The organism is Agromyces sp. H17E-10, from assembly GCF_022919715.1.
GTDB lineage: Bacteria > Actinomycetota > Actinomycetes > Actinomycetales > Microbacteriaceae > Agromyces.
Genome location: NZ_CP095042.1, coordinates 231,361 through 252,123 on the forward strand (window position 1 = coordinate 231,361; position 20,763 = coordinate 252,123).

Here is a 20,763-nt window from a genome sequence, read left to right on the forward strand (position 1 = left end):
GATACCGTTCGCTCAGTCGCGGCCGGTGAGCCCCCACGCGTCCTCGTCGCCGCCGTCGGCCTCGACCTCTTCGAGCCCCTCGGGGATGCGGCCGACCGGGTCGTCGTAGCGGTCGTCGACCCCGTCGTCCGTCGATGCCGTCGCCGGAGCGGCGACCGCAGGCACGGCGGCGCCGCCCCCGCCGGAGACGCCCTGCGGCCGGGCAGCCGGTGCACTCGGTTCGCCGCGCAGCTTCGCGAGCACACCCGGCAGCTGCTCGGCGGTCACGAGCACGTCACGCGCCTTCGATCCCTCCGACGGGCCGACGATCTCGCGCGACTCGAGGAGGTCCATGAGCCGCCCGGCCTTCGCGAATCCGACGCGCAGTTTGCGCTGCAGCATAGAGGTCGAGCCGAACTGGGTCGACACGACGAGCTCGGCGGCCGCGAGCAGCAGCTCGAGGTCGTCGCCGATGTCCGAGTCGATCTCCTTGCGTTCGACCGCCGCCGCCACGTCTTGCCGGTACTCGGGACGGGCCTGGCGCGTGACGTGCGTGACGACCTTCTCGATCTCGGCCTCGGTGACCCATGCACCCTGCACGCGCAGCGGCTTCGACGCCCCCATCGGCAGGAACAGGGCGTCGCCCTGTCCGATGAGCTTGTCGGCCCCCGGCTGGTCGAGGATGACGCGCGAGTCGGTGACGCTCGTCACCGCGAAGGCGAGGCGGGACGGCACGTTCGCCTTGATGAGACCCGTGACGACGTCGACCGACGGTCGCTGGGTCGCGAGCACGAGGTGGATACCCGACGCGCGCGCGAGCTGCGTGATGCGCACGATCGAGTCCTCGACGTCACGGGGGGCGACCATCATGAGGTCGGCGAGCTCGTCGACGACGACGAGGAGGTACGGATACGGCTTGAGCTTGCGCTCGGAGCCGGCCGGAAGGATGATCTCGTCGTTCACGACGGCCTTGTTGAAGTCGTCGATGTGGCGGAACCCGAACGACGCGAGGTCGTCGTACCGCATGTCCATCTCCTTCACGACCCACTGCAGCGCCTCGGCCGCCTTCTTCGGGTTCGTGATGATGGGCGTGATCAGGTGCGGAACCCCGGCGTAGGGCGCGAGCTCGACCCGCTTCGGGTCGATGAGCACCATGCGCACGTCGGTCGGCTTCGCCCGCATGAGCAGGCTCGTGATCATCGAGTTCACGAAGCTCGACTTGCCCGACCCGGTCGAGCCGGCGACGAGCAGGTGGGGCATCTTCGCGAGGTTGGCGACGACGTACCCGCCGCCCACGTCTTTTCCGACACCGATCGTCATCGGGTGCTTCGCACCGACCGCCGCGTGCGAACGGAGCACGTCGCCGAGCGTCACCGTCTCGCGGTCGGCGTTCGGGATCTCGACGCCGATGGCGCTCTTACCGGGGATCGGCGACAGGATCCGCACCTCGTTCGAGGCGACCGCATAGGCGAGGTTCTTCGACAGCGCGGTGACGCGCTCGACCTTCACACCGGGGCCCAGCTCGATCTCGTACTGAGTGACCGTCGGGCCGCGTGAGAAGCCGGTGACCTTCGCGTCGACCGAGAACTGCTCGAGCACGCCCGTGATCTGGCGCACGACGTCATCGTTCGCCTGCGAACGCGACTTCGCCGGCGGGCCGGCCGCGAGCGTCGCCGCGGACGGCAGGAAGTACGGTCGATCGGGCTGGTCGCCGGCGTCGGCTTCGGCCGGGGCGAGGGATGCCTCGGCGCTCGCGCCGCCCTCGTCGACCGCGAAGTCGGCGGCTGCGTCGTAGAGCGGGATCGCCTGGGTCGCCCCCGCATCGTCGCCGCGGAGCCCGATGCCCGCGGCCTGCCCGTCGCCGCCGAAGCTCGCGACGGCCGACTCGGCGCGCTCGAGGTCGCCGAGCACCTCGGAGCCGTAAGCGTCGTCGCCCGCACCCTCGATGGGGCTGTCGAAGCTGCCGGCTGCCGAACCGGCGCCGAACACCTCGGTGATGCCGTCGATGCCCGACGGCTCGAACTCGGGGTCTTCTTCTCGGCCACCCGCATTGCGGCGCCACCACGGCACGAGCCCGGGCGAGGCATCGTCGTCGGCGTCGCCGTCGATGCCGTCGAGCTCCGTCGCGACGCTCTTCTCCTTGCGACGGCGCGACGGCTTCGCCGCGGCATCCGGTTCGATCTCGGCCTCGTCGGGGGCACCGAACAGCCAGGCGTAGAGCTCGCGGAAGCGCGCCGGAATGCGGTTCGGCGGCGTCTTCGTCACGATGAGCACCGACAACGCGATGAGCAGGATCACGACGACCGTCGCACCGACGTCGGTGATGAGAAGGATGAGCGGCGTCGCGAGCATCCAGCCGAGGATGCCGCCGGCGCGTGCGAGCACGGCCATGCCGTCGCTCGGCTCGGGCTGGCCGCCGAAGATGTGGCAGAGCGCCGAGACGCTCACGAGCAGCAGTCCGAGCCCGATGCCGATGCGCGTGTTGTCGTGCACCGAGCTCGGGTGACGGAAGAGCCAGATCGCGAACAGCAGCATGATGATCGGCAGGGCGAAGGCGACCCGGCCGAAGAGCATGCCGAAGGTCCAGGAGTCGAGCGTCTGCGCGACCGGTTCGTTGATGAAGAACCACTCGACGACGGCGCCCGCGATCGCGAGCAGGACGAGGAAGAAGGGCAGGCCGTCGCGACGCTCCTCCTTCTGCAGCGTCTCGGGGCCGAGCGCACGCGCGGCGCCGCCCGTGAGATGCGCAAGCCCCATCCACCCCTTGACGAAGATGTTCGGACCGGCCGGCGTGGGCGCCGGCTTCTTCGCCGTCGCGCGCGTCGAAGCGGCCGGCAGCTTCTTCGTGGGTGCGGTCTTCGACGATGACGCGCGCGAGCTGCCGCCGCGGGACGAGGTGCCCGAGGCGCGCCCGTTCGACTTGGTGCCCGTTGCCATGGGATCAACGTTACGACTGCGGGCCGACACGGCCCGGTAGGCCGCCGGGGGTGTTCGCGATCGGTCGCGGCCGTCCGACGTCAGAACCGGATCGCATCGATCACGCGAACACGGACCGCGGCGAGCGCCGGCACGAGGCCCGCGAGCGCACCGACGACGACGGCCGCGGCGATGCCGATCACCGCCGCCTCGACCGGGAAGCCCGGCATGTCCTCGATCTGCGCGCCGCCGAGGGCCATGCCCATCAGCGGGCTGCGCACGAGCGCGATCGCGATGCCGACCCCGACGACCCCGGCGACGAAGGTGCCGACGACCGACTCCATGAGCACCGAGAAGAAGACCCGACCGGCGGACGCGCCGAACGACCGTCGGATGCCGATCTCGCGGATGCGCGTGCGGACCGTGACGAGCGAGACCGTGACGAGGCCGAGCGCCCCGAGCAGCAGGATGACGACGGCGACGCCGGCGACCGTGAGCTTCAGCGGCAGGTACGGGTCGCCCTCCATCGCGGCGTAGTCGCTGCGCCACCCGTCGACGCTCGCGCCGTCGGCGAGGCCCTCGCGGAACGCCTCCCGCATCGACTCCGTGAGCTCGTCGGAGACCCCGTCGGGCACCCACATCTCGTACGAGGGCATGAACTCCCCCATCATCGGATCGGGCGTCTCGGGTTGCAGGGCGAGGTACGCGTCGGTCAGCACGAACATCGACGGCTGCGTGTCCCACTCGCTCTGCGCCGGCGTCACGCCGATGACGACCGCGTCGACACGGTCGGAACCGACGACCTCGACGACGGGATGCGACGCGAGCGGCGGCCGCCCCAGCTTCGCCCAGAACGCCTCGTTCACGACGAGTGCCGGCGCGAGCCGGTCGGCGTCGCGGTCGGTGAACCACCGTCCCTCCGACACCGGAACGCGGTGGATGACGCCGTAGTCGGGATCGACGACCTGCGCCTGGATGGTGACCGCGCCGTCGGCGAACGGCACGCTGAGTCCGCCCCAGCCCACCCGACTGGCGAAGTCGATGCCGTGGCGATCGAGCGCGTCCTGCCAGGCGACGCCGGCCTCCCCGGCATCGAGCGTGCCCGTGGTGCTGTAGGCGTTGAGGCTCACGGTCGCGGGGCGACCGCCGCTGCGCTCCTGCAGCTCGCGGCCCGCCTGTTCGGCGATGGCGCCGGCTCCGACGACGGTCGCGAGTGCGCAGACGGCCGCGGCGACGCCGATGAGCGAGAGCAGCACGCGTCCCTTGTGGACGCGCAGCTCCTCGAACGCCTCGACCACGGTCGCGACGACCGAGGTCGCGAACCGGACGACGGCGCGCCTCACGCCGCGACCCCGTCGGCGTTCGCGGACCCGCTCGTCGGGCCGCTCGTCACCGCAGTCGCGGCAGCGTCGGGGTCTCTCGTCTCGAGGCGGCCGGCCGTGAGCTGGAAGTGCCGCGTCGACCGCGCCGCGATCGACGGGTCGTGGGTGATCGTCACGAGCGCAGCGCCGGTCTCGTCGGCGACCGACTCGATGAGCGCCATGACCTCGGCGCCCGTCTCGAGATCGAGCGCCCCGGTCGGCTCGTCGGCGAGGATGAGGCGGGGCCGGCGCACGAGCGCCCGTGCGATGGCGACCCGCTGCTGCTCACCGCCCGAGAGGCGCTCGGGTTTCGCGTCGACGCGCGCTCCGAGCCCTACCCGGTCGAGCATCTCGCGTGCGATCCGTTCACGCTGCCAGAACGAGCGACCGCCCGAATAGAGCAGCGGTGTCTGCACGTTCTCGAGCGCCGTGCGCCCCGGCAGCAGGTTGAACTGCTGGAACACGAAGCCGATGCCGTCGCCGCGGAGCCGGTCCCGCGTACCGCTGCGGGTGCGTCGGACGTCGACGCCGAGGCAGTGCAGCTCGCCCGAAGTCGGCAGGTCGAGAAGCCCCAGCAGATTCAACAGGGTCGACTTGCCCGAGCCGCTGCGCCCGACGATCGAGACCCGGTCACCCTCCGCGATCTCCAGGTCGACGTCGGTCAGGATCTCGAGCGGCGTCCCGTCGGGCAGTTCGACCGTGCGGCCGACGCCGTGCGCCATGACGAGGCTCACTTGACCGGCATTCCGCACATCATGGCGCCGTCGGACGTCGCCACGCACGTCTCGCCCTCACCGGCCTCGGCCCCCGGAACGAACTGCAGCACCACGTCGCCCTCGGCGACCCCCTCGATCACCTCGACCTTCGAACCGTCGGAGAGGCCGAGCTTCACGGGCTGCTCCACCGGTTCGCCGTCGTCGCCGACGCGCCACACGACGCCCGTCTCGGCACCGCCCTCGACCGCGGTCGTCGGCACGGTGAGCACGTCCTCGGCGCTGCCCGCCGAGATCTTCACCTGCGCGGAGAGCCCTGGGAAGACCTGCACGTCGCCGGGCACGGCGCAGCGCACCGTCGTCGCCCCGGTCTCGGCTGGCGCTCCGCCATCGGTGCTCGGCTGCCCGCTCCCGGCCAGCGGAGTGGCGATCTTGAGGCCCGTGCACGTGAACGGAGCCGGGCCGCCGGCGATCGTCACCACGGCCTCGGTCGGCGCACTCGTCAGCCGGTACTGCTGCTCGGGGCTCAGCGTCGCCGTGACGCTGAAGCTCGGCGGCGCGACCTGGCCGGCGACCTCGCCGGTCGAGACCGGCTGTCCGGGGATCACGTCGAGCGACGAGAGCACTCCGGCGATCGGCGCCAGCACCTTCTCGTAGTGGAACGTCGGCTGCGGCGGGGCCGCCGGCTGCGGCTCCCCGCCGGCCGGCGGCGCCGCAGGTTCGGCGAGCGCAGCCGGGTCGATCTCGTCCTCGACCTTGATGTCGAACAGCTTCTGGCCGGCGTCGACTCGCTGCCCGACCTTCACGAACACCTCGTCGACCGGCCCCGTGGCCGCGGCCTTCACCGGCACCGAGGCATCCGCATCGACCGTGCCCGTGAGCAGCACGTCGTTGGCGATGACGCCCCGCTCGACGGGGATCTGCGGCTCGGACACCGAGCCCGTCGGCACGAGCGCCTCGGCCTCGGGCTCGGACCGGTCGGGGAAGAACGCCAGCTTCGTGAGCGCCACCGCGATGACCGCGATGACCACGATGCGAACGGTCGGGAAGATCCACTTGCGCCAGACGCCCACGGCACTCCTTCGTCGGGTCGCCCGGGCGTAGGGCCGCGGGCATCTCCCCCACCCTATGGAGTCGGCACGCCCCGGGGAATCCTCCTCAGGGAGGAATCGGGGTGAACCCCGAGCGCCGCGCACGCATCGGCGCGGCGGCGGCGGCCGCTACGCCTCGATGACGAGCGGCACGAGCATCGGGCGGCGGCGGAGGCGCCGGTTCACCCACGTGCCGAGCGTGCGGCGCACGAGCTGCTGCAGGGCGTGCGAGTCGCGCACCCCGTTCTGCGCGGCGTCGGCGAGCGCGGCGACGATCTTGGGCTTCACATCCTCGAACACGGCGTCGTCCTCGGCGAAGCCTCGGGCGTGGATCTCGGGGCCCGAGATGACGCGCCCGGTCGTGGCATCCACGACGACGATGACCGAGATGAAGCCCTCTTCGCCGAGGATGCGGCGGTCCTTGAGGTCGGCGTCGGTGATCTCGCCGACCGTCGACCCGTCGACGTAGACGAAGCCGAGGTCGAGCTGGCCGACCTCGCGCACGACGCCGTCGGTCATGTCGTAGACCGTGCCGTTCTCGCCGATGAAGGTGTTCTCGGGCGGGACGCCGGTGTCGCGGGCGAGCTTCGCGTTCGCCTGGAGGTGACGGTACTCGCCGTGGATCGGCAGCACGTTCGCGGGCTTCAGGATGTTGTAGCAGTAGAGCAACTCGCCCGCGGCCGCGTGGCCCGAGACGTGCACCTTCGCGTTCGCCTTGTGCACGACGTTCGCACCGAGCTTCGTCAGCCCGTCGATGACGCGGTAGACCGCATTCTCGTTGCCCGGGATGAGGCTCGACGCGAGGATGACCGTGTCGCCCTCGCCGATCTCGATCTGGTGGTCGCGGTTCGCCATGCGGCTGAGCACGGCCATGGGCTCGCCCTGCGACCCCGTCGACATGTACACGATCTTCTCGTCGGGGATGTCGCCGGCCTTCTTGTAGTCGACGAGCACCCCCTCGGGCACGTTCAGGTAGCCGAGGTCGGCGGCGATGGTCATGTTGCGCACCATGCTGCGGCCGAGGAGGGCCACGCGACGCCCGTTCGCGTGCGCCGCGTCGAGCACCTGCTGCACGCGGTGCACGTGGCTCGAGAAGCTCGCGACCACGACCTTCTTCGGGGCCCGCGAGATCACCTGGTCGAGCACGGGACCGATCTCGCGCTCGAGCGGCGTGAACCCCGGGACATCCGCGTTCGTCGAATCGACCATGAACAGGTCGACGCCCTCTTCGCCGAGGCGCGCGAACTCGCGCAGGTCGGTGAGGCGGCCATCGAGCGGCAGCTGGTCCATCTTGAAGTCGCCGGTCGCGAGCACCGTGCCCGCGTCGGTGATGATCGCCACGGCGAGCGCGTCGGGGATCGAGTGGTTCACCGCGATGAACTCGAGGTCGAACGGGCCGATCTCCTCGGCCTGCCCCTCCTTCACGGTCATCGTGTACGGCGCGATGCGGTGCTCCTTGAGCTTCGCCTCGACGAGCGCGAGCGTCAGCTGCGAGCCGATCAGGGGGATGTCGCCGCGGAGCTTCAGGAGGTACGGCACGGCGCCGATGTGGTCCTCGTGGCCGTGCGTGAGCACGACGCCGACGATGTCGTCGAGTCGGTCGCGGAGGAAGCCGAAGTCGGGCAGGATCAGGTCGACGCCCGGCTGGTGCTCTTCGGGGAAGAGCACGCCGCAGTCGACGATGAGGATCTTGCCGTCGATCTCGTAGCTCGTCATGTTGCGGCCGACCTCCCCGAGGCCGCCGATCGGGATGATGCGGAGCGTCCCTGCTGCGAGCGGAGCGGGATCGATGACGGTGTCGGGCACAGTGCCCTCCTTACGTTCGCGGTGTTCAGTTCGGTGCGACGCGCTCGGGCGCCGCGGATGTCTCGTGGTGGGCGCGCCCGCTCAGCGGGTGGTGCCCGCGACCTTCGGCAGGGCGCCGCCGGCGGCGGCGTTGCGGTCGGGCCGGAAGTTGTGGAAGTCGACGCCCTCGACGCCGCGCACGAGGTCGATCTCGTCCTCGATGAGCGCGGCCTCCCACTCCTCGGGGCCGACGAGCGGCAGGCGCACGCGGGGACTCGAGATGCGGCCGAGGCCGTGCAGGATGTACTTCGCCGCGACGGTGCCGGGCACGTGGGTCATCGTGGCGCGCACGAGCGGCTCGAGCTGCTTGTGCGCGTCGGTGGCCGCCTTGAGGTCGCCGCGGTTCACGGCGTCGACGATCGTGCGGTACGGCGCCGGTGCGATGTTCGCGGTGACGCCGATGAGGCCCGTGGCCCCGATCGCGAGGTGCGGCAGCACGTTCGCGTCGTCGCCCGAGAAGTACATGAGGTCGGTCTGGTTGAGCACCCGGCTGACCTCGGAGAAGTCGCCCTTGGCGTCCTTCACGGCCAGGATGTTCGGATGCTTCGCGAGCCGCAGGATCGTCTCGTACTTGATCGGCACACCCGTGCGGCCCGGGATGTCGTAGAGGATCACCGGCAGGTCGGTCGCGTCGGCGACCATACGGAAGTGGGTCAGGATGCCGGCCTGGGTCGGCTTGTTGTAGTACGGCGTGACGATCATGATGCCGTCGGCGCCGGCCTTCTCGCTGTGCTGGTACAGCTCGATCGCGTGCGCGGTCTCGTTCGAGCCGCCGCCCGTGATGATCTTGGCCCGGCCGGCCGCGACGTCCTTGCCGACCTCGACGAGCCGCAGCTTCTCGGGGTCGGTGAGCGTCGACGTCTCGCCGGTGGTGCCCGTGACGACGATGCCGTCGGCTCCCGCCGAGATGACGTCGTCGATGTGCTTCTCGACCCCGGGCCAATCGACCTCGCCGTCCGCCGTCATCGGCGTGACGAGCGCGACGAGCACTTGTCCGAAGGGGTTCTCTGCAGTCACGCCCACCAGCGTATCGGTTCGGCGGGATGCCGCGGCGCCGCGTGTCTCGCGCGGTCATGTCGGTGGGAGCCGGCGTCTGGCCGAGTCATCCGACGCGCCGGCCGCGCGATGAGCGACCGGGCTTCGAGACTCGGTGCCGCCCGTGCGCGACGCTCGCGAGGATCGCCGCCTCGACACGCGGCCAGTCATGGACGATCTGCGCGTAGTCGAATCGAAGCGTGACGTACCCGCGCTCGGCCGCGGCCGAATCTCGCACCAGGTCCTTGTGCCGCTTCGAGGCCGCCGCCGCCGCTACGTCACGACTGCCCTGCTCCAGCAGATCGACGAAGCCGTCGACGTGGTTGCCCTTGCCATCGGCCTCGAGGATGAGGCGATCACCGAGTACGAAGTCGACCCGACCAACCCCGTCGATCATGACCTGCGAGCGTAGTTCGATGCGATGAGCTCGCAGGCGCAGGCGCAACAACGACTCGAGCCCGCTGTCGGCGTCCCATCTGGCGAAGTCGACCAGCGGGCGGTGCCTCGCCGGTACTTTCGCGCGCAGTCGTCGCACTCCAGCCCGGTCGATCAGCCGCTTGCGCATCGCCGATTCCAGCGCCGCGAAGAAGGTCTCGACGCCACAGCACGCGAGCGAGTGGGCGAGCGCGTCGACGATCGTGCACTCACCCAGACCAGACCCACCGCCGACCCAGTGCAGCACGCATGTGCAACCGTCATGCGGATGACGACGCCCATGCGCCGGCATCGAGACGTGCACGCGCTCGTCGTGATCGAGCAACCACACACCGGCGCGCCGCAAGCGGGAGACACAGCCGAGCATCCCGACATGCCGCGCGGCGGTCACGACCTCGGCCGCGGCGGTCGGCGTGGCGTACACGCCCGGTCTGACTCGGCGGATGTCGCCGACACGCCATGCCCGAGCGATGGACTTCGCATCGACGCCAGCTGACAGCAGGTCGGAGGTGCGCGCGACGCCACCGAGCCGGTCGCACCAACGTTCGACTTCATGCCCACTGACGCCCACGCGTCGATCATCGCCTCACGCAGAACCTACCCGCCCGTGGACGGCGACGGCAGGTGAATATCCCAGCACAGTGCGCCCTTGTGGAGGAGGACTCGACCACGCGCGCGTTGGACGGCATGTCGGAAATTACGGCGATGGGTCCGGCTGGGGCCGGAATTGGGGTGTTTCCTCCGACATCCCAACGCTGCAGGTCAAGGTGCAGCGATCGTGATGTCGGAGGAACATCCAGCAAACGGCCCCACAGGGCTTCTTCGCAGCGATCTTCCGACATTCCGGCCGTGTAGCACGCCGGCAGTTACTCGGCGCCCCGCCGAGACAGACGGATGGGCCGGGCCGGCCCGGGGTCAGCGGCAGTAGGTGAGGAAGCGGTACCGGATGCCGCTGCGGGAGGTGTGCTCGCCCGACTCGGGGTCGATCGTCTCGAGACGGAAGGCGTCGGGCACGGCCGGCGCCCGCACGTCGCCGGGCTCGGGGATGAAGCCGCCGGGGTGCACGAGCTCGGTGACCTCGACCACGTCGACGAGGCCCGGCCGGTCGAGCGCCTCGGCGAAGAGCTGGCCGCCGCCGATCACCCAGACCCGCTCGGCGTCGGAAACGAGCGCGAGCGCGTCGTCGAGCGTCCCGGCGCGCTCGGCGCCGTCGAAGACCCCGTCGACCTGACGGGAGACGACGATGTTGCGCCGGCCCGGCAGGGGGCGGTACCTCGGGTCGAGCGAGTCCCACGTCTTGCGCCCCATGACCACCGGCGCGCCGAGGGTCACGGCCTTGAAGTGCGCGAGGTCTTCGGGCACGTGCCATGGCATGCCGCCATCACGCCCGATGACGCCCCCGTCGGCCTGCGCCCAGACGAGTCCGATGTGCGTCTCGGCCGAGCCCGCGCGGTCGGGCCACTCGGCCGGCTCGGGCGTGGGTGACGTCGAGGCCGGAGCCGACGGCGAAACCGACACCGACGTCGAAGGCGCCGAGAACGACGCCGGCGCCGACGCCGAAGGCGCCGAGGCATCCTCGTTCATACGGCGACGGCGGCGCGGATCGCGGGGTGGTGCTCGTACCCCTCGACCACGAAGTCGTCGTACTCGTAGTCGAAGATCGAGTCGGGGACCCGGGCGAGCCGCAGGGTCGGGTACGGGTACGGGTCGCGCGTCAGCTGGAGCTCGACCTGCTCGACGTGGTTGTCGTAGATGTGGCAGTCGCCGCCCGTCCAGACGAAGTCGCCGACCTCGAGCCCGGTCTGCGCGGCGACCATGTGCGTGAGGAGCGCGTACGAGGCGATGTTGAACGGCACCCCGAGGAAGAGGTCGGCGCTGCGCTGGTAGAGCTGGCACGACAGCCTGCCGTCGGCCACGTAGAACTGGAAGAGCGCATGGCACGGCGCCAGGGCCATCGAGGGGATGTCGGCGGGATTCCAGGCGGAGACGATGAGGCGACGCGAGTCGGGGTTCGACCGGATCTGCGCGACGACGTCGGCGATCTGGTCGATGACCTCGCCCGACGGCGTCGGCCACGACCGCCACTGCACGCCGTAGACGGGGCCGAGCTCGCCCTGCTCGTCGGCCCACTCGTCCCAGATGGTGACGCCGTGCTCCTGCAGCCAGGCGACGTTCGACGAGCCCTGCAGGAACCACAGCAGCTCGTACGCGATCGACTTGAAGTGCACGCGCTTCGTCGTGATGAGCGGGAACCCCTTCGAGAGATCGAACCGCAGCTGCCGACCGAACACGCTGCGCGTGCCGGTGCCGGTGCGGTCGGTCTTCGCCTCGCCGTGCTCGAGCACGTCGCGGAGGAGGTCTTCGTACGGGGTGGCGATCGTCTCGGACATCCCGTCAAGGCTAACCCCCGCCACCGACAGATCGGCGGATGCCGCGTCGCGACGATCCCGGATGCGCGCGGTGGGCGTCATTCGTCGTCACAGTGGCCTCTGCGCGGCGCGCCCGCCGTACCGTCTGACCATGGACCTCCTGCTCGCCCTCGCGATCGGCGTCGCGCTCGTCGCGGTGTCGACGGCCGTCGGACTCGTCTGGCGTGCGGCGCAGGGTCGGGCGGTCGCGGGCTCCGGCGATCGCGTACACCCGGCCGATGTCGGGTCGGAGCCCGGCGCCTTCGGCGAGCGCGCGACGCTCGTGCAGTTCTCGACCGAGTTCTGCAGCCGCTGCCCCGCGACGGCGCGCCTGCTCGGCGGCATCGCCGACGAGACGCCGGGGGTCAGGCACGTCGAGGTCGACCTGACACTCCGCGCCGACGTCGCCGATCGGTTCGCCGTGACCCAGACCCCGACGACGCTCGTCATCGACGCCGACGGCGCCGTGCGGGCGCGCATCGGCGGGGCGCCGCGCGCCGACGTGGTGCGCGCACAACTCGACCGAGTGCTCGGGAGGCAGCATGTCGACGTCCACTGATCAGCAAGCCGAGCACGGCGTGCGACGCGGCATCGACCCGCGCGGTCCACGCTTCGGAGCGGGCATCACGGCGGTGCTCCTGCTCGTGACGGTCGTGCTCGCCGTCGCCGGCGCCGAGACGGCGGCCTTCTGGCTGCTCGTCGCGATCGCCGCGCTCTTCGCGTGGGGCGCGTTCGCCGGCATCACCAGGCACCCCTACGGGCTGCTCTTCACGACGTTCGTGCGTCCCCGGCTCGCGCCGCCGACCGAGCTGGAGGACCCGCGTCCGCCGACCTTCGCACAGGGCGTCGGCTTCGCCGTGACGCTCGCGGGCGTCGTGCTCGCACTGCTCGGGATGCCCCTCGCCGTGCCGATCGCGGCTGCGATCGCGTTCTTCGCCGCGTTCCTCAACGCCGTGTTCGGCTTCTGCCTGGGCTGCTGGCTGTACCTGTGGCTCGTGCGGGCGCGGGTCATCCGGACGGCGTGAGCCCGAGGCATCCGCGCCGCTCGAAAACCGCCTGCCGACGGCGCCTGCTCCCCCGCTAGGCTGAGATCCCGGCTCGAAGTGGAGGATCCCGATGGCACTCACCAGTGAAGCGACCACCGTTTGGAAGGGCACCCTGTTCGAGGGTTCGGGCGAGGTCGGCCTCGACTCGTCGGGGCTCGCGAACTTCCCCGTGAACTGGAAGGCACGCGCCGAGGGCGTGGCCAACACGACCAATCCCGAAGAGCTGCTCGCAGCGGCGCACTCGTCGTGCTTCTCGATGGCGCTGTCGCTCGCGCTCGCGCAGGCCGGCAACCCCGCCGAGAGCATCCAGACGACCGCCGCCGTGACGTTCGAGCCCGGCAAGGGCGTGCTCGGCAGCCACCTGCTCGTGAGCGCTCGGGTGCCGGGCCTCAGCGAGGCCGAGTTCGAGGCCTTCGCGAACGACGCGAAGGCGGGCTGCCCGATCTCGCAGGCGCTCGCGGGCATCCCGATCACGATCGAAGCCGAACTCGCCTGATCGATGCGAGTCCTGATCGCCGGTGCCTCCGGCTACATCGGCACCTCGTTCAGGGCACGGCTCCACGCGGACGGCCACGAGGTGGTCAGGCTCGTGCGCCGTCGTGCGCACGAGTCAGACGAGGTCTCGTGGTCGCCGGCCGCGGGCATCATCGACTTCACCGTCATGGACCGCATCGACGCGGTCGTCAACCTCGCGGGCGCCTCGCTCGCCCGGCTGCCGTGGACGAAGCGGTATCGCGACGAGATCCTCGAGTCGCGCATCACCGCCACCCGCACCCTCGCCGATGCGATGCGCAAGGCGCGCACGCCGCCGGCGGTGTTCCTCAGCGCGTCGGCGGTCGGCTACTACGGCGACCGCCCCGGTGAGCTGCTGACCGAGTACTCGAGCGCGGGCGGCGGGTTCCTCTCCGAGGTCGTCGGCCGCTGGGAGGCCGCCGCATCGCTGGCTCCCGAGGAGACCCGCACCGTGCTCGTGCGCACGGGCCTCGTGGTCGGCTCGGGAGGCGGGGCGATTCAGCGCGTGGCGACGCTCACGAAGTTCGGCCTCTCGAGCCGGCTCGGCACGGGCGGCCAGCACTGGCCGTGGATCGCGCTCGACGACGAGGTCGGCGCGCTCGTGCACCTGCTCGACTCGAAGCTCTCGGGCCCCGTCAACTTCGTGGGCCCGACGCCGGCGACCGCCGACCGGGTGATGCGCGCGATGGCCGAGCGGATGCGACGGCCGCACGTCTTCGGCGTGCCCGAGAAGGTGCTCGAGCTCGCGCTCGGCAGCGCCGCCGACGAACTGCTGCTCGCCAGCCAGAAGGTCAGGCCGCAACGCCTCATCGACGACGGCTACCGGTTCGCGCACACGACCGTCGAGTCGGCGATCGACGCGATGGTCAGCGCTGCCGGCGATCGAGCTCGATAGCCGTGCGCACCGCCTGACGCGCGCGACGACGGTCGCCCGCGGCGTCGTAGGCGAGCCCGAGCCGCAGCCAGGCGCGCCACGAGTCCTCGTCGGCCTCCACGTCGGCCTTGAACCGGCCGAACTCGGCGTCGGCGGCATCCCGCTCTGCGCGCCCGCTCGGCCGCAGCGGCAGCCCGAGGTCGGTGCCCCCCTCCTCGTCGAGGCGGCGGATCAGCTCCTGCGAACGGATGCCGAACGCCAACTCGCGCCAGAGCGCCCACGCGGCGATGATCGGCAGCACGATGAGCGCGACGCCGATGACGATCGCGACGGGCTCGCCCGTGCCGACGAACTGCACGGCACGCCACCCGATGAGCACGAGATAGAGGGCGAGGAGCGCGGCCATGATCAGTGCGCCGGTCTTCGCGGTGAGCCCCCGCCGACTACGGGCGGTGCTCATCGGGTCGCGTCCGCCGGCCCGGCGCCCGGCAGGTCGAGGCCGAGCAGGACGTCGAGGCCGACGCTGACCCCGGATGCCTCGGGCGCATGTCGCAGCGCGAGCAGGATGCCGGCCTCGTACGAGCTCGGCGAGAGCGTGGAATGCGTGAACGTCAGGGTCTCGCCGTCGCCGCCCATGACGACGCGCTGCTCGGCGAGCGTGCCGGCCATCCTGAGGCTGTGCACGGGAATCCCCGATACGAGTTGACCGCGCGCGCGCTGGTCGGCGTGCGGCGCCGAGACGGGACCGGCCGCGCCGCGCGCCTCGCCGATGAGCTCCGCCGTGCGCACCGCGGTGCCCGAGGGCGAGTCGACCTTGCCGGCGTGGTGCGCCTCGACGATCTCGATCGAGTCGAAGTAGGGGGCCGCGAGCGCGGCGAACGCGGTCGCGAGCACGCTGCCGATCGAGAAGTTCGGCACGAACAGCACGGCACCGGCGTCGTCGTGCCCGCGCACGAATGTCGTGATCTCGGCGATGCGGTCGCGCGACCAGCCCGAGGTGCCGACCACGATCGGGATGCCGGCCCCGGCGGCGAATTCGACGATCGCGGGGCTCGCGGCGGGGTGGGTGACGTCGAGCGCGACGTCGGCGCCGAGCATGTCGTCGAGGCTCGAGCCCGAGCCGAGCGCCGAATGCAGCTCGAGGTCGTCGGCCGCCTCGATGAGTCGGATCGCCAGTTGCCCCATCTTGCCCGTGGCTCCGGCCACGGCGACCTTGATCGTCACCCGTCGAGTCTACCGAGGCGGGCATGGGCGCCGGCCCGTGCCGAATATGCTCGACGCATGCTGCACTACCGCGAGGCCGCCGTGACCGACGCCGATGCCCACGCACTGCTCGACGCGTACTTCGCCGAGCGTGCGGCGGGCTTCCCGTCCGAGCAGGGCGAGTACCGTCCGACGTGGCCGGATGCCGCGCAGTTCACGCCGCCCGCGGGCGTCTTCCTCGTCGTGGTCGACGACGAGCGTGGCGGCGAGCTCGTCGGCTGCGGCGGAGTCCGACGCATCCAGCGCCGCCCCGAGACGTACGAGATCCGGTTCGAGGTCAAGCACCTGTGGCTCGCGCCCGCCGGTCGGGGCCGGGGCGAGGGCAAGCGTCTGCTCGCCGAGCTCGAGCGACGGGCGATCGAGTTCGGCGCCCAGGAGCTCGTGCTCGACACGAATGCCTCGCTCGAAGCCGCGGGCGGGCTCTACCGGTCGGCCGGATACGTCGACATCGAGCCCTACAACGCGAACCCGAACGCGACGAACTGGTACGGCAAGCGCGTCTGACTCAGATCGCGAACGGCTCGGGCAGCCCCGTGCGGAGTTCGGGCGGCAGGTGCGCGAGGTCGTTGTGCACGACGAGGCTCCACGGGCGGCCGGGCTTCTGGGTGAGCACCGTGAGGCCGGCGTTCGCCTGGTTGATCGACACCCAGCGCCAGTCGGGCGCGCCGAGCACCTCCCGCACGAACCAGCCGATGACGAAGTTGTGGGTGATGAGCAGTTCGTGCCGGTCGTCGCGGTGCGAACGCAGGAACTCGGCGACGGCGTCGGCCATCTGCGCACTGCCCGCCTCGATCTCGTCGTCGGTGACGGAGCCGAAGAACGGGTCGTAGAACTTCGGCGTCTCGGGCGCCGGACCCGAGGGGATGCAGTCGAACAGCAGCGGCGACGGCTCGGGGTTCAGCGCCGGCATCTTCGCGGCGATGATCTCGGCCGTCTCGGTCGCGCGCTGCAGCGGCGAGTGCCAGGCGTGGTCGAACGGGATGCCGCCGAGCCGCTCGGCGAGGAGCTCGGCCTGGCGGCGCCCCCTCGGCGAAAGGGGTCCGTCGGGCAGGCCGTGCTCGGCGTCGAGCTGCTCGCCATGCCGCACGAGATAGAGGTGGTGTGCCACGGATATCGTTCCTGTACTGCTCGTCGGGTCGCGGTCAGGCGACGTCGGTGCTCGGCGCGACCTGGTCGACCGCGCCGGTGAACGCCGCCTCGTCGATCGCGCCGACGGCGACCACCGAGAACGGCCGGGAGACGAGGTCTGCTGCGAGCGCACGCACGTCGTCGGCGGTGACGCGTGCGATGCGCCGGAGCGCCTCGTCGAGATCTGCGAACTCGCCGAGCGTGAGCTCGGCGCGGCCGAGCCGCGACATGCGGGTGTCGGAGTCTTCGAGGGCGAGCGCCGACGCGCCGGCGAGCTGCCCCGCCGCGCGCTGGAGCTCTTCGGCGGTGACGCCGTCGCTCGCCAGACGTTCGAGCTCGTCGCGCATGAGCTCGGCGACGGTGCCCGCCTTCGCGGGGGCACAACCGGCGTACATGCCGAAGAGCCCGGCATCGGAGTAGGCGGGGGCGAAGGAGTACACGGCGTACGCGAGACCGCGACGCTCGCGCACCTGCTGGAAGAGCCGCGACGACATGCCCGAGCCGAAGATCGCATTGAGCACGCTCATGGTCGAACGGCGCTCGTCGGTCGCGACGAGCCCGGGCACGCCGACGAGCAGGTTGACCTGTTCGGTCGGTCGTTCGACGACCGTGAGCGGATGCCCCGTGGCGAGCTCCGCGGGCACGGTCGAGCGACGCGGCACCGGCGCGGACGCCTCGTCGAGGCGCCAGCCCGCCTCACCGAGGGCACGCGTGAGGTCGGCCAGGAGGACGTCGTGGTCGACGGCGCCCGCGACCGTGACCACCAGGTCACGGGGACGGTAGTTGGCGCGGTAGTGGTCGAGCACGGCCGAACGCGTCGCGGCGCGAATGGACGCCGGGTCGCCGCCGATCGGGCGGCCGAGCGGGTGCTCGCCGAGGACGGTTCGGAAGAAGCGCTCGTTCGCGACATCGGCGGGATCGTCGCCCGCCATCGACAGCTCCTCGAGGATGACGCCGCGCTCGGTCTCGAACTCGTCGGCGTCGAGGAGCGACGAGGTGAACATGTCGGCGAGCACCTCGACGGCCATCGGCAGATCCCGGTCTTGCACCTTCGCGTAGTAGCAGGTGTACTCCTTCGCGGTGAGCGCGTTGTGCTCGCCGCCGACGGAGTCGAACGAGATCGCGATGTCGAGCGCCGACCGCTTCGGGGTGCCCTTGAACAGCAAGTGCTCGAGGAAGTGCGTGGATCCGAGGCTCGCCGGGCCCGAGGCATCCGACCCCTGTTCGTCGCGCGAGCCGACCGCGACCCAGAAGCCGATGGTGACGCTGCGGCTGCCCGGCACCTGCTCGCTGAGCACGCGGACTCCGGAGGGGAGCACCGATCGCCGCACGCGCGAGCCGCCCGTCGCCTCGAACGAGAGCTCGGCCTGGCCGAGTGGGAGGTCGACGGCGCCGTTCATCCCGAACAGCCTATGCCACCCGCGTGCGGAAATCAGGTCGGCTGCCGAGCCGCCCGGTTCAGGCGGAGGCGCGGTCGAGCTCGACGAGTTCGGAGCGCGTCAGTTCCACCGCGGCGGCCGCGAGGAGCGCGTCGACCTGCTCGGGCCGCGTCGCGCTCGCGACGGGCGCGGCGATCGTGGGCTTGGCCAGCAGCCAGGCGAGAGCGACCGTCGCCGGCTGCACGCCGTGCGCGAACGCGACCTCGTCGACGGCGGCGAGCACGCGGTGACCGCGGCGGCCGAGGTGCTTCGCCTGGCGCGCGCCGCGGGCGTCGTGCCGCACGTCGGCGCGACGGCGGACCTGTCCGCCGAGGAACCCGTTGGCGAGCGCGAAGTACGGCAGCACGGCGAGCCCTTGGGCGTGGGCGACGAGCTCGGGCGCGCCCTCGAACGGCTTGCGTTCCATCAGGTTGTAGCGGGTCGTGAACGTCTGGAAGCGCGGCAGGCCGTTCGCGGCGAGCACGCGTGCCTCGATGAGCCGGTCGGTGCCGAAGTCGCTCGCGCCGATCGCGCCGACCTTGCCGGCGGCGATGAGCGCGTCGATCGCACCGAGGCTCTCCTCGAGCGGCACCTCGGAGTCCTCGCCGTGGAAGTGCACGAGGTCGAGCCGCTCGACGCCGAGGCGCGAGAGCGAGGCCTCGACCGAGGCGTTGATCTGCTTCGGCGCGAGACCGGGGTGGTCGGGGTGCCGTCCGACCTTCGTCATGACCGACATGCGGCCGTGCGTGCGTCGCGATGCGAGCCACATGCCGATGATCGACTCGCTGCGACCGGCGGCGTAGCTGTCGGCGGTGTCGACGAGCGAGCCGCCGGTGCCGGCGAAGCGGTCGAGCACGGCGAAGGCGTCGTCAGCGCCCAGTGTCCAGCCGAACGTCGACGTGCCGAGCGCGAACGGCTGGGCCGTGATGCCCGTGTCGCCGATGGCGACCCTGGCGGGCACCGTGATCGGACCGGAGAGCGGGTTGGACGCGACCGTCTCGACGCGTAGGCGGGATGCCTCGGCCTCGACGCGACCGGCATCGTCGCGTTCGGGCGCGTCGGCGTCGAGCTCGGTGACCGCCGCCCCCGCAGCGCTCACCGCGTCACCGCGGTAGACGTGTCGTGCCACTCGTCTCCTCCTCCCCAGGATTGGCTCCGAGAATAGGCAGATCGAGCGTGCATTCGTCGCGGATTCGATGGAGAACGGGTGAACCGTTATCGAATCGTTTGCTGCGAGCCCCTCGGTGTCCCCCGTTCGCGGGATACTGAGGGTCGCTCAGTGCGTGCGGGCGCCCCGTTCAGTCTCGGGCGCGCCGGAGCACGGCGTCGGCCTGGGCGAGCAGCGGCGCGTCGACCATCGTCCCCCGGAACGCGAACACACCGCGCTCCCCCTCGGCCGCGGCGAGCACGGCCCGGGCCCACTCGATGCGTTCGGGATCGGGCCGGTACGCCGAACGTACGACCTCGGCCTGCGACGGGTGGATGCACGCGGTCGCGGCGAAGCCGCTGGCTGCCGCGTCCTCCGCCTCGAGACGGAGTCCGTCGAGGTCGGCGATGTCGAGGTGCACGGCGTCGATCGCCGCTGCACCGTGCGCCCCGGCCGCGAGCAGCACCCGGCTCCTCGCGTGGCGCGCGACGTCGCGGTAGCCGCCGTCGGACCCCCGGCTCGACGATCCGCCGAGCGAGGCGACGAGGTCCTCCGCGCCCCACATGAGCGCCGACACGTTCGGGATCGCCGCGATCTCGGGAGCCGCCATCACCCCGCGCGCCGTCTCGCACAGTGCGATGACCTCGAGCTCGGCGAGGTCGACGAGATCGGCCGTGCCCTCGCACTTGGCCAGCATCACGGTGCGGTAGTCGGTCGCCGCGAGGGCGGTGAGGTCGGCGGCGAAGTCATCGCCCGACGCGGGATTCACGCGCACGATCACCCGTTCGGGGTCGAGCGGCGTCTCGACGAGGGCGACACGGGCGGCCGGCTTCGCTCCCGGCGCGACCGCGTCCTCGAGGTCGAGGATCACCGCGTCGGCGCGGTCGAGCGCCTTCGCGTACCGTTCGGGGCGGTCGGCCGGGCAGAACAGGATGGCGGGGCCGAACCGGAAGGCCGGGCGCTCGGTCATCACTCCTCCTCGTCGGATGCGACGCGTGCGCGCCGACCGATGCGGGTGCCGGGGGCGCCGTCGGACCCGGCTGCCGCCGCCTGCCGCTCCCCCGCCTCGCGCATCCACATGAGCACCGAACGCGTCGCCCGCGCCACCTCGACGCCGTGCTGGTTGCGCCCGACGTGGTGCAGCGTGACGATGCCCTGGCCCGGCCGCGATGCCGACTCGCGCGTCGCGACGACGAGCGTCTCGCTGTAGAGCGTGTCGCCGTGGTACATCGGCGCCGGGAACGCGACCTCGGTGAAGCCCAGGTTCGCGACGATCGTGCCCTGCGTGAGCTGCGCGACCGAGGCGCCCACGATCGTCGCGAGCGTGAACATCGAGTTGACGAGGCGCTCGCCGAAGGGCTGCCCCTCGGCCCAGGCCGCGTCGAGGTGCAGCGACTGCGTGTTCATCGTCATCGTCGTGAAGAGCACGTTGTCGGCCTCGGTCACGGTACGACCCGGCCGGTGCAGGTAGCGGGTGCCCGGCTCGAACTCCTCGAACCAGAGTCCGCGCTGCAGCACGTCGCGGCGCACCGCGGGCAGTTCGGTCGATTCGTCGGGCATCGCCCGCTCCCTCCCGCCCCGGCTCCGGCCG

The 20,763-nt window shown here is 71.4% G+C and carries 21 protein-coding genes; 5 read left to right on the plus strand and 16 right to left on the minus strand.

Annotation, left to right across the window (positions count from 1 at the left end; all coding sequences use genetic code 11):
- Positions 1–12: 12 nt before the first annotated feature.
- From MUN74_RS01110 to MUN74_RS01150, 9 genes are all read right to left on the minus strand, one after another.
- A complete protein-coding gene (locus MUN74_RS01110; RefSeq protein WP_244854540.1) occupies positions 13–2,916 on the minus strand; it encodes an FtsK/SpoIIIE family DNA translocase in 2,904 nt (967 codons plus the stop codon).
- An 80-nt stretch (positions 2,917–2,996) separates the two neighbouring features.
- Positions 2,997–4,238 carry an ABC transporter permease gene (locus tag MUN74_RS01115; RefSeq protein ID WP_244854541.1) on the minus strand — a complete coding sequence of 414 codons (1,242 nt, stop codon included), beginning with the start codon at positions 4,236–4,238 and terminating at the stop codon, positions 2,997–2,999.
- Positions 4,235–4,990, minus strand: coding sequence for an ABC transporter ATP-binding protein (locus tag MUN74_RS01120; RefSeq protein ID WP_244854542.1), 756 nt, complete (start codon positions 4,988–4,990; stop codon positions 4,235–4,237). Before MUN74_RS01120 ends, MUN74_RS01115 begins: the two co-directional genes overlap by 4 nt.
- Positions 4,987–6,042 carry an efflux RND transporter periplasmic adaptor subunit gene (locus tag MUN74_RS01125; RefSeq protein ID WP_244854543.1) on the minus strand — a complete coding sequence of 352 codons (1,056 nt, stop codon included), beginning with the start codon at positions 6,040–6,042 and terminating at the stop codon, positions 4,987–4,989. The genes MUN74_RS01120 and MUN74_RS01125 overlap by 4 nt, the downstream gene beginning before the upstream one ends.
- A 147-nt stretch (positions 6,043–6,189) precedes the next feature.
- Positions 6,190–7,866, minus strand: coding sequence for a ribonuclease J (locus tag MUN74_RS01130; RefSeq protein WP_244854544.1), 1,677 nt, complete (start codon positions 7,864–7,866; stop codon positions 6,190–6,192).
- Positions 7,867–7,947: 81 nt separating this feature from the next.
- Positions 7,948–8,922 carry a 4-hydroxy-tetrahydrodipicolinate synthase gene (gene dapA, locus MUN74_RS01135; protein WP_255820929.1) on the minus strand — a complete coding sequence of 325 codons (975 nt, stop codon included), beginning with the start codon at positions 8,920–8,922 and terminating at the stop codon, positions 7,948–7,950.
- An 85-nt stretch (positions 8,923–9,007) separates the two neighbouring features.
- Positions 9,008–9,946 (minus strand): type IV toxin-antitoxin system AbiEi family antitoxin domain-containing protein, encoded by a 939-nt coding sequence (locus tag MUN74_RS01140; protein ID WP_244854545.1) that lies wholly within the window; start codon positions 9,944–9,946, stop codon positions 9,008–9,010.
- A gap of 344 nt (positions 9,947–10,290) precedes the next feature.
- A complete protein-coding gene (locus MUN74_RS01145) occupies positions 10,291–10,803 on the minus strand; it encodes a dihydrofolate reductase (protein WP_255820940.1) in 513 nt (170 codons plus the stop codon).
- 152 nt (positions 10,804–10,955) lie between these two features.
- Positions 10,956–11,765, minus strand: coding sequence for a thymidylate synthase (locus MUN74_RS01150; protein WP_244854546.1), 810 nt, complete (start codon positions 11,763–11,765; stop codon positions 10,956–10,958).
- A 130-nt stretch (positions 11,766–11,895) separates the two neighbouring features.
- Here MUN74_RS01150 and MUN74_RS01155 point away from each other — a divergent pair, with 130 nt between their 5' ends.
- The 4 genes from MUN74_RS01155 (at position 11,896) to MUN74_RS01170 (ending at position 14,237) form a co-directional block, all read left to right on the plus strand.
- Positions 11,896–12,342 (plus strand): TlpA family protein disulfide reductase, encoded by a 447-nt coding sequence (locus tag MUN74_RS01155; RefSeq protein ID WP_244854547.1) that lies wholly within the window; start codon positions 11,896–11,898, stop codon positions 12,340–12,342.
- Positions 12,326–12,808 (plus strand): DUF4395 domain-containing protein, encoded by a 483-nt coding sequence (locus MUN74_RS01160; RefSeq protein WP_244854548.1) that lies wholly within the window; start codon positions 12,326–12,328, stop codon positions 12,806–12,808. Before MUN74_RS01155 ends, MUN74_RS01160 begins: the two co-directional genes overlap by 17 nt.
- A 91-nt stretch (positions 12,809–12,899) precedes the next feature.
- Positions 12,900–13,325: an OsmC family peroxiredoxin gene (locus MUN74_RS01165; protein WP_244854549.1), complete on the plus strand. Its 426-nt coding sequence runs from the start codon at positions 12,900–12,902 to the stop codon at positions 13,323–13,325.
- Positions 13,326–13,328: 3 nt separating this feature from the next.
- Entirely contained in the window at positions 13,329–14,237 is a 909-nt protein-coding gene (locus MUN74_RS01170) for a TIGR01777 family oxidoreductase (RefSeq protein WP_244854550.1), read from the plus strand.
- Here MUN74_RS01170 and MUN74_RS01175 read toward each other — a convergent pair.
- On the minus strand, positions 14,209–14,676 hold the full coding sequence (locus MUN74_RS01175; RefSeq protein ID WP_244854551.1) for a tetratricopeptide repeat protein: 468 nt from the start codon (positions 14,674–14,676) through the stop codon (positions 14,209–14,211). The genes MUN74_RS01170 and MUN74_RS01175 overlap by 29 nt on opposite strands.
- Entirely contained in the window at positions 14,673–15,440 is a 768-nt protein-coding gene (gene dapB, locus MUN74_RS01180; protein ID WP_244854552.1) for a 4-hydroxy-tetrahydrodipicolinate reductase, read from the minus strand. The genes MUN74_RS01175 and dapB overlap by 4 nt, the downstream gene beginning before the upstream one ends.
- Before the next feature lie 57 nt (positions 15,441–15,497).
- Between dapB and MUN74_RS01185 the strand changes: the two genes are divergently transcribed.
- Positions 15,498–15,983 carry a GNAT family N-acetyltransferase gene (locus MUN74_RS01185; protein WP_244854553.1) on the plus strand — a complete coding sequence of 162 codons (486 nt, stop codon included), beginning with the start codon at positions 15,498–15,500 and terminating at the stop codon, positions 15,981–15,983.
- A 1-nt stretch (position 15,984) separates the two neighbouring features.
- On the opposite strand, the gene MUN74_RS01190 is transcribed toward MUN74_RS01185, so the two are convergent.
- From MUN74_RS01190 to MUN74_RS01210, 5 genes are all read right to left on the minus strand, one after another.
- Positions 15,985–16,587: a histidine phosphatase family protein gene (locus MUN74_RS01190; RefSeq protein ID WP_244854554.1), complete on the minus strand. Its 603-nt coding sequence runs from the start codon at positions 16,585–16,587 to the stop codon at positions 15,985–15,987.
- Between the two features lie 34 nt (positions 16,588–16,621).
- Complete coding sequence (locus MUN74_RS01195; protein ID WP_244854555.1) at positions 16,622–18,007, minus strand: M16 family metallopeptidase; 1,386 nt, start codon at positions 18,005–18,007, stop codon at positions 16,622–16,624.
- A gap of 58 nt (positions 18,008–18,065) precedes the next feature.
- Positions 18,066–19,154: an aldo/keto reductase gene (locus tag MUN74_RS01200; RefSeq protein WP_244854556.1), complete on the minus strand. Its 1,089-nt coding sequence runs from the start codon at positions 19,152–19,154 to the stop codon at positions 18,066–18,068.
- 169 nt (positions 19,155–19,323) lie between these two features.
- Positions 19,324–20,142: an HpcH/HpaI aldolase/citrate lyase family protein gene (locus MUN74_RS01205; RefSeq protein ID WP_244854557.1), complete on the minus strand. Its 819-nt coding sequence runs from the start codon at positions 20,140–20,142 to the stop codon at positions 19,324–19,326.
- Positions 20,142–20,732, minus strand: a complete 591-nt coding sequence (locus MUN74_RS01210; protein ID WP_244854558.1) for a MaoC family dehydratase — start codon at positions 20,730–20,732, stop codon at positions 20,142–20,144. The genes MUN74_RS01205 and MUN74_RS01210 overlap by 1 nt, the downstream gene beginning before the upstream one ends.
- Between the last annotated feature and the right edge of the window lie 31 nt (positions 20,733–20,763).

Coding starts and splice junctions, on each gene's coding strand:
- MUN74_RS01165 (WP_244854549.1), top strand. CDS start 12,900: ATGGCACTCACCAGTGAAGCGACCACCGTTTGGAAGGGCACCCTGTTC.
- MUN74_RS01175 (WP_244854551.1), bottom strand. CDS start 14,676: ATGAGCACCGCCCGTAGTCGGCGGGGGCTCACCGCGAAGACCGGCGCA.
- MUN74_RS01205 (WP_244854557.1), bottom strand. CDS start 20,142: ATGACCGAGCGCCCGGCCTTCCGGTTCGGCCCCGCCATCCTGTTCTGC.
- MUN74_RS01170 (WP_244854550.1), top strand. CDS start 13,329: ATGCGAGTCCTGATCGCCGGTGCCTCCGGCTACATCGGCACCTCGTTC.
- MUN74_RS01210 (WP_244854558.1), bottom strand. CDS start 20,732: ATGCCCGACGAATCGACCGAACTGCCCGCGGTGCGCCGCGACGTGCTG.
- MUN74_RS01155 (WP_244854547.1), top strand. CDS start 11,896: ATGGACCTCCTGCTCGCCCTCGCGATCGGCGTCGCGCTCGTCGCGGTG.
- MUN74_RS01150 (WP_244854546.1), bottom strand. CDS start 11,765: ATGTCCGAGACGATCGCCACCCCGTACGAAGACCTCCTCCGCGACGTG.
- MUN74_RS01195 (WP_244854555.1), bottom strand. CDS start 18,007: ATGAACGGCGCCGTCGACCTCCCACTCGGCCAGGCCGAGCTCTCGTTC.
- MUN74_RS01185 (WP_244854553.1), top strand. CDS start 15,498: ATGCTGCACTACCGCGAGGCCGCCGTGACCGACGCCGATGCCCACGCA.
- MUN74_RS01160 (WP_244854548.1), top strand. CDS start 12,326: ATGTCGACGTCCACTGATCAGCAAGCCGAGCACGGCGTGCGACGCGGC.
- MUN74_RS01110 (WP_244854540.1), bottom strand. CDS start 2,916: ATGGCAACGGGCACCAAGTCGAACGGGCGCGCCTCGGGCACCTCGTCC.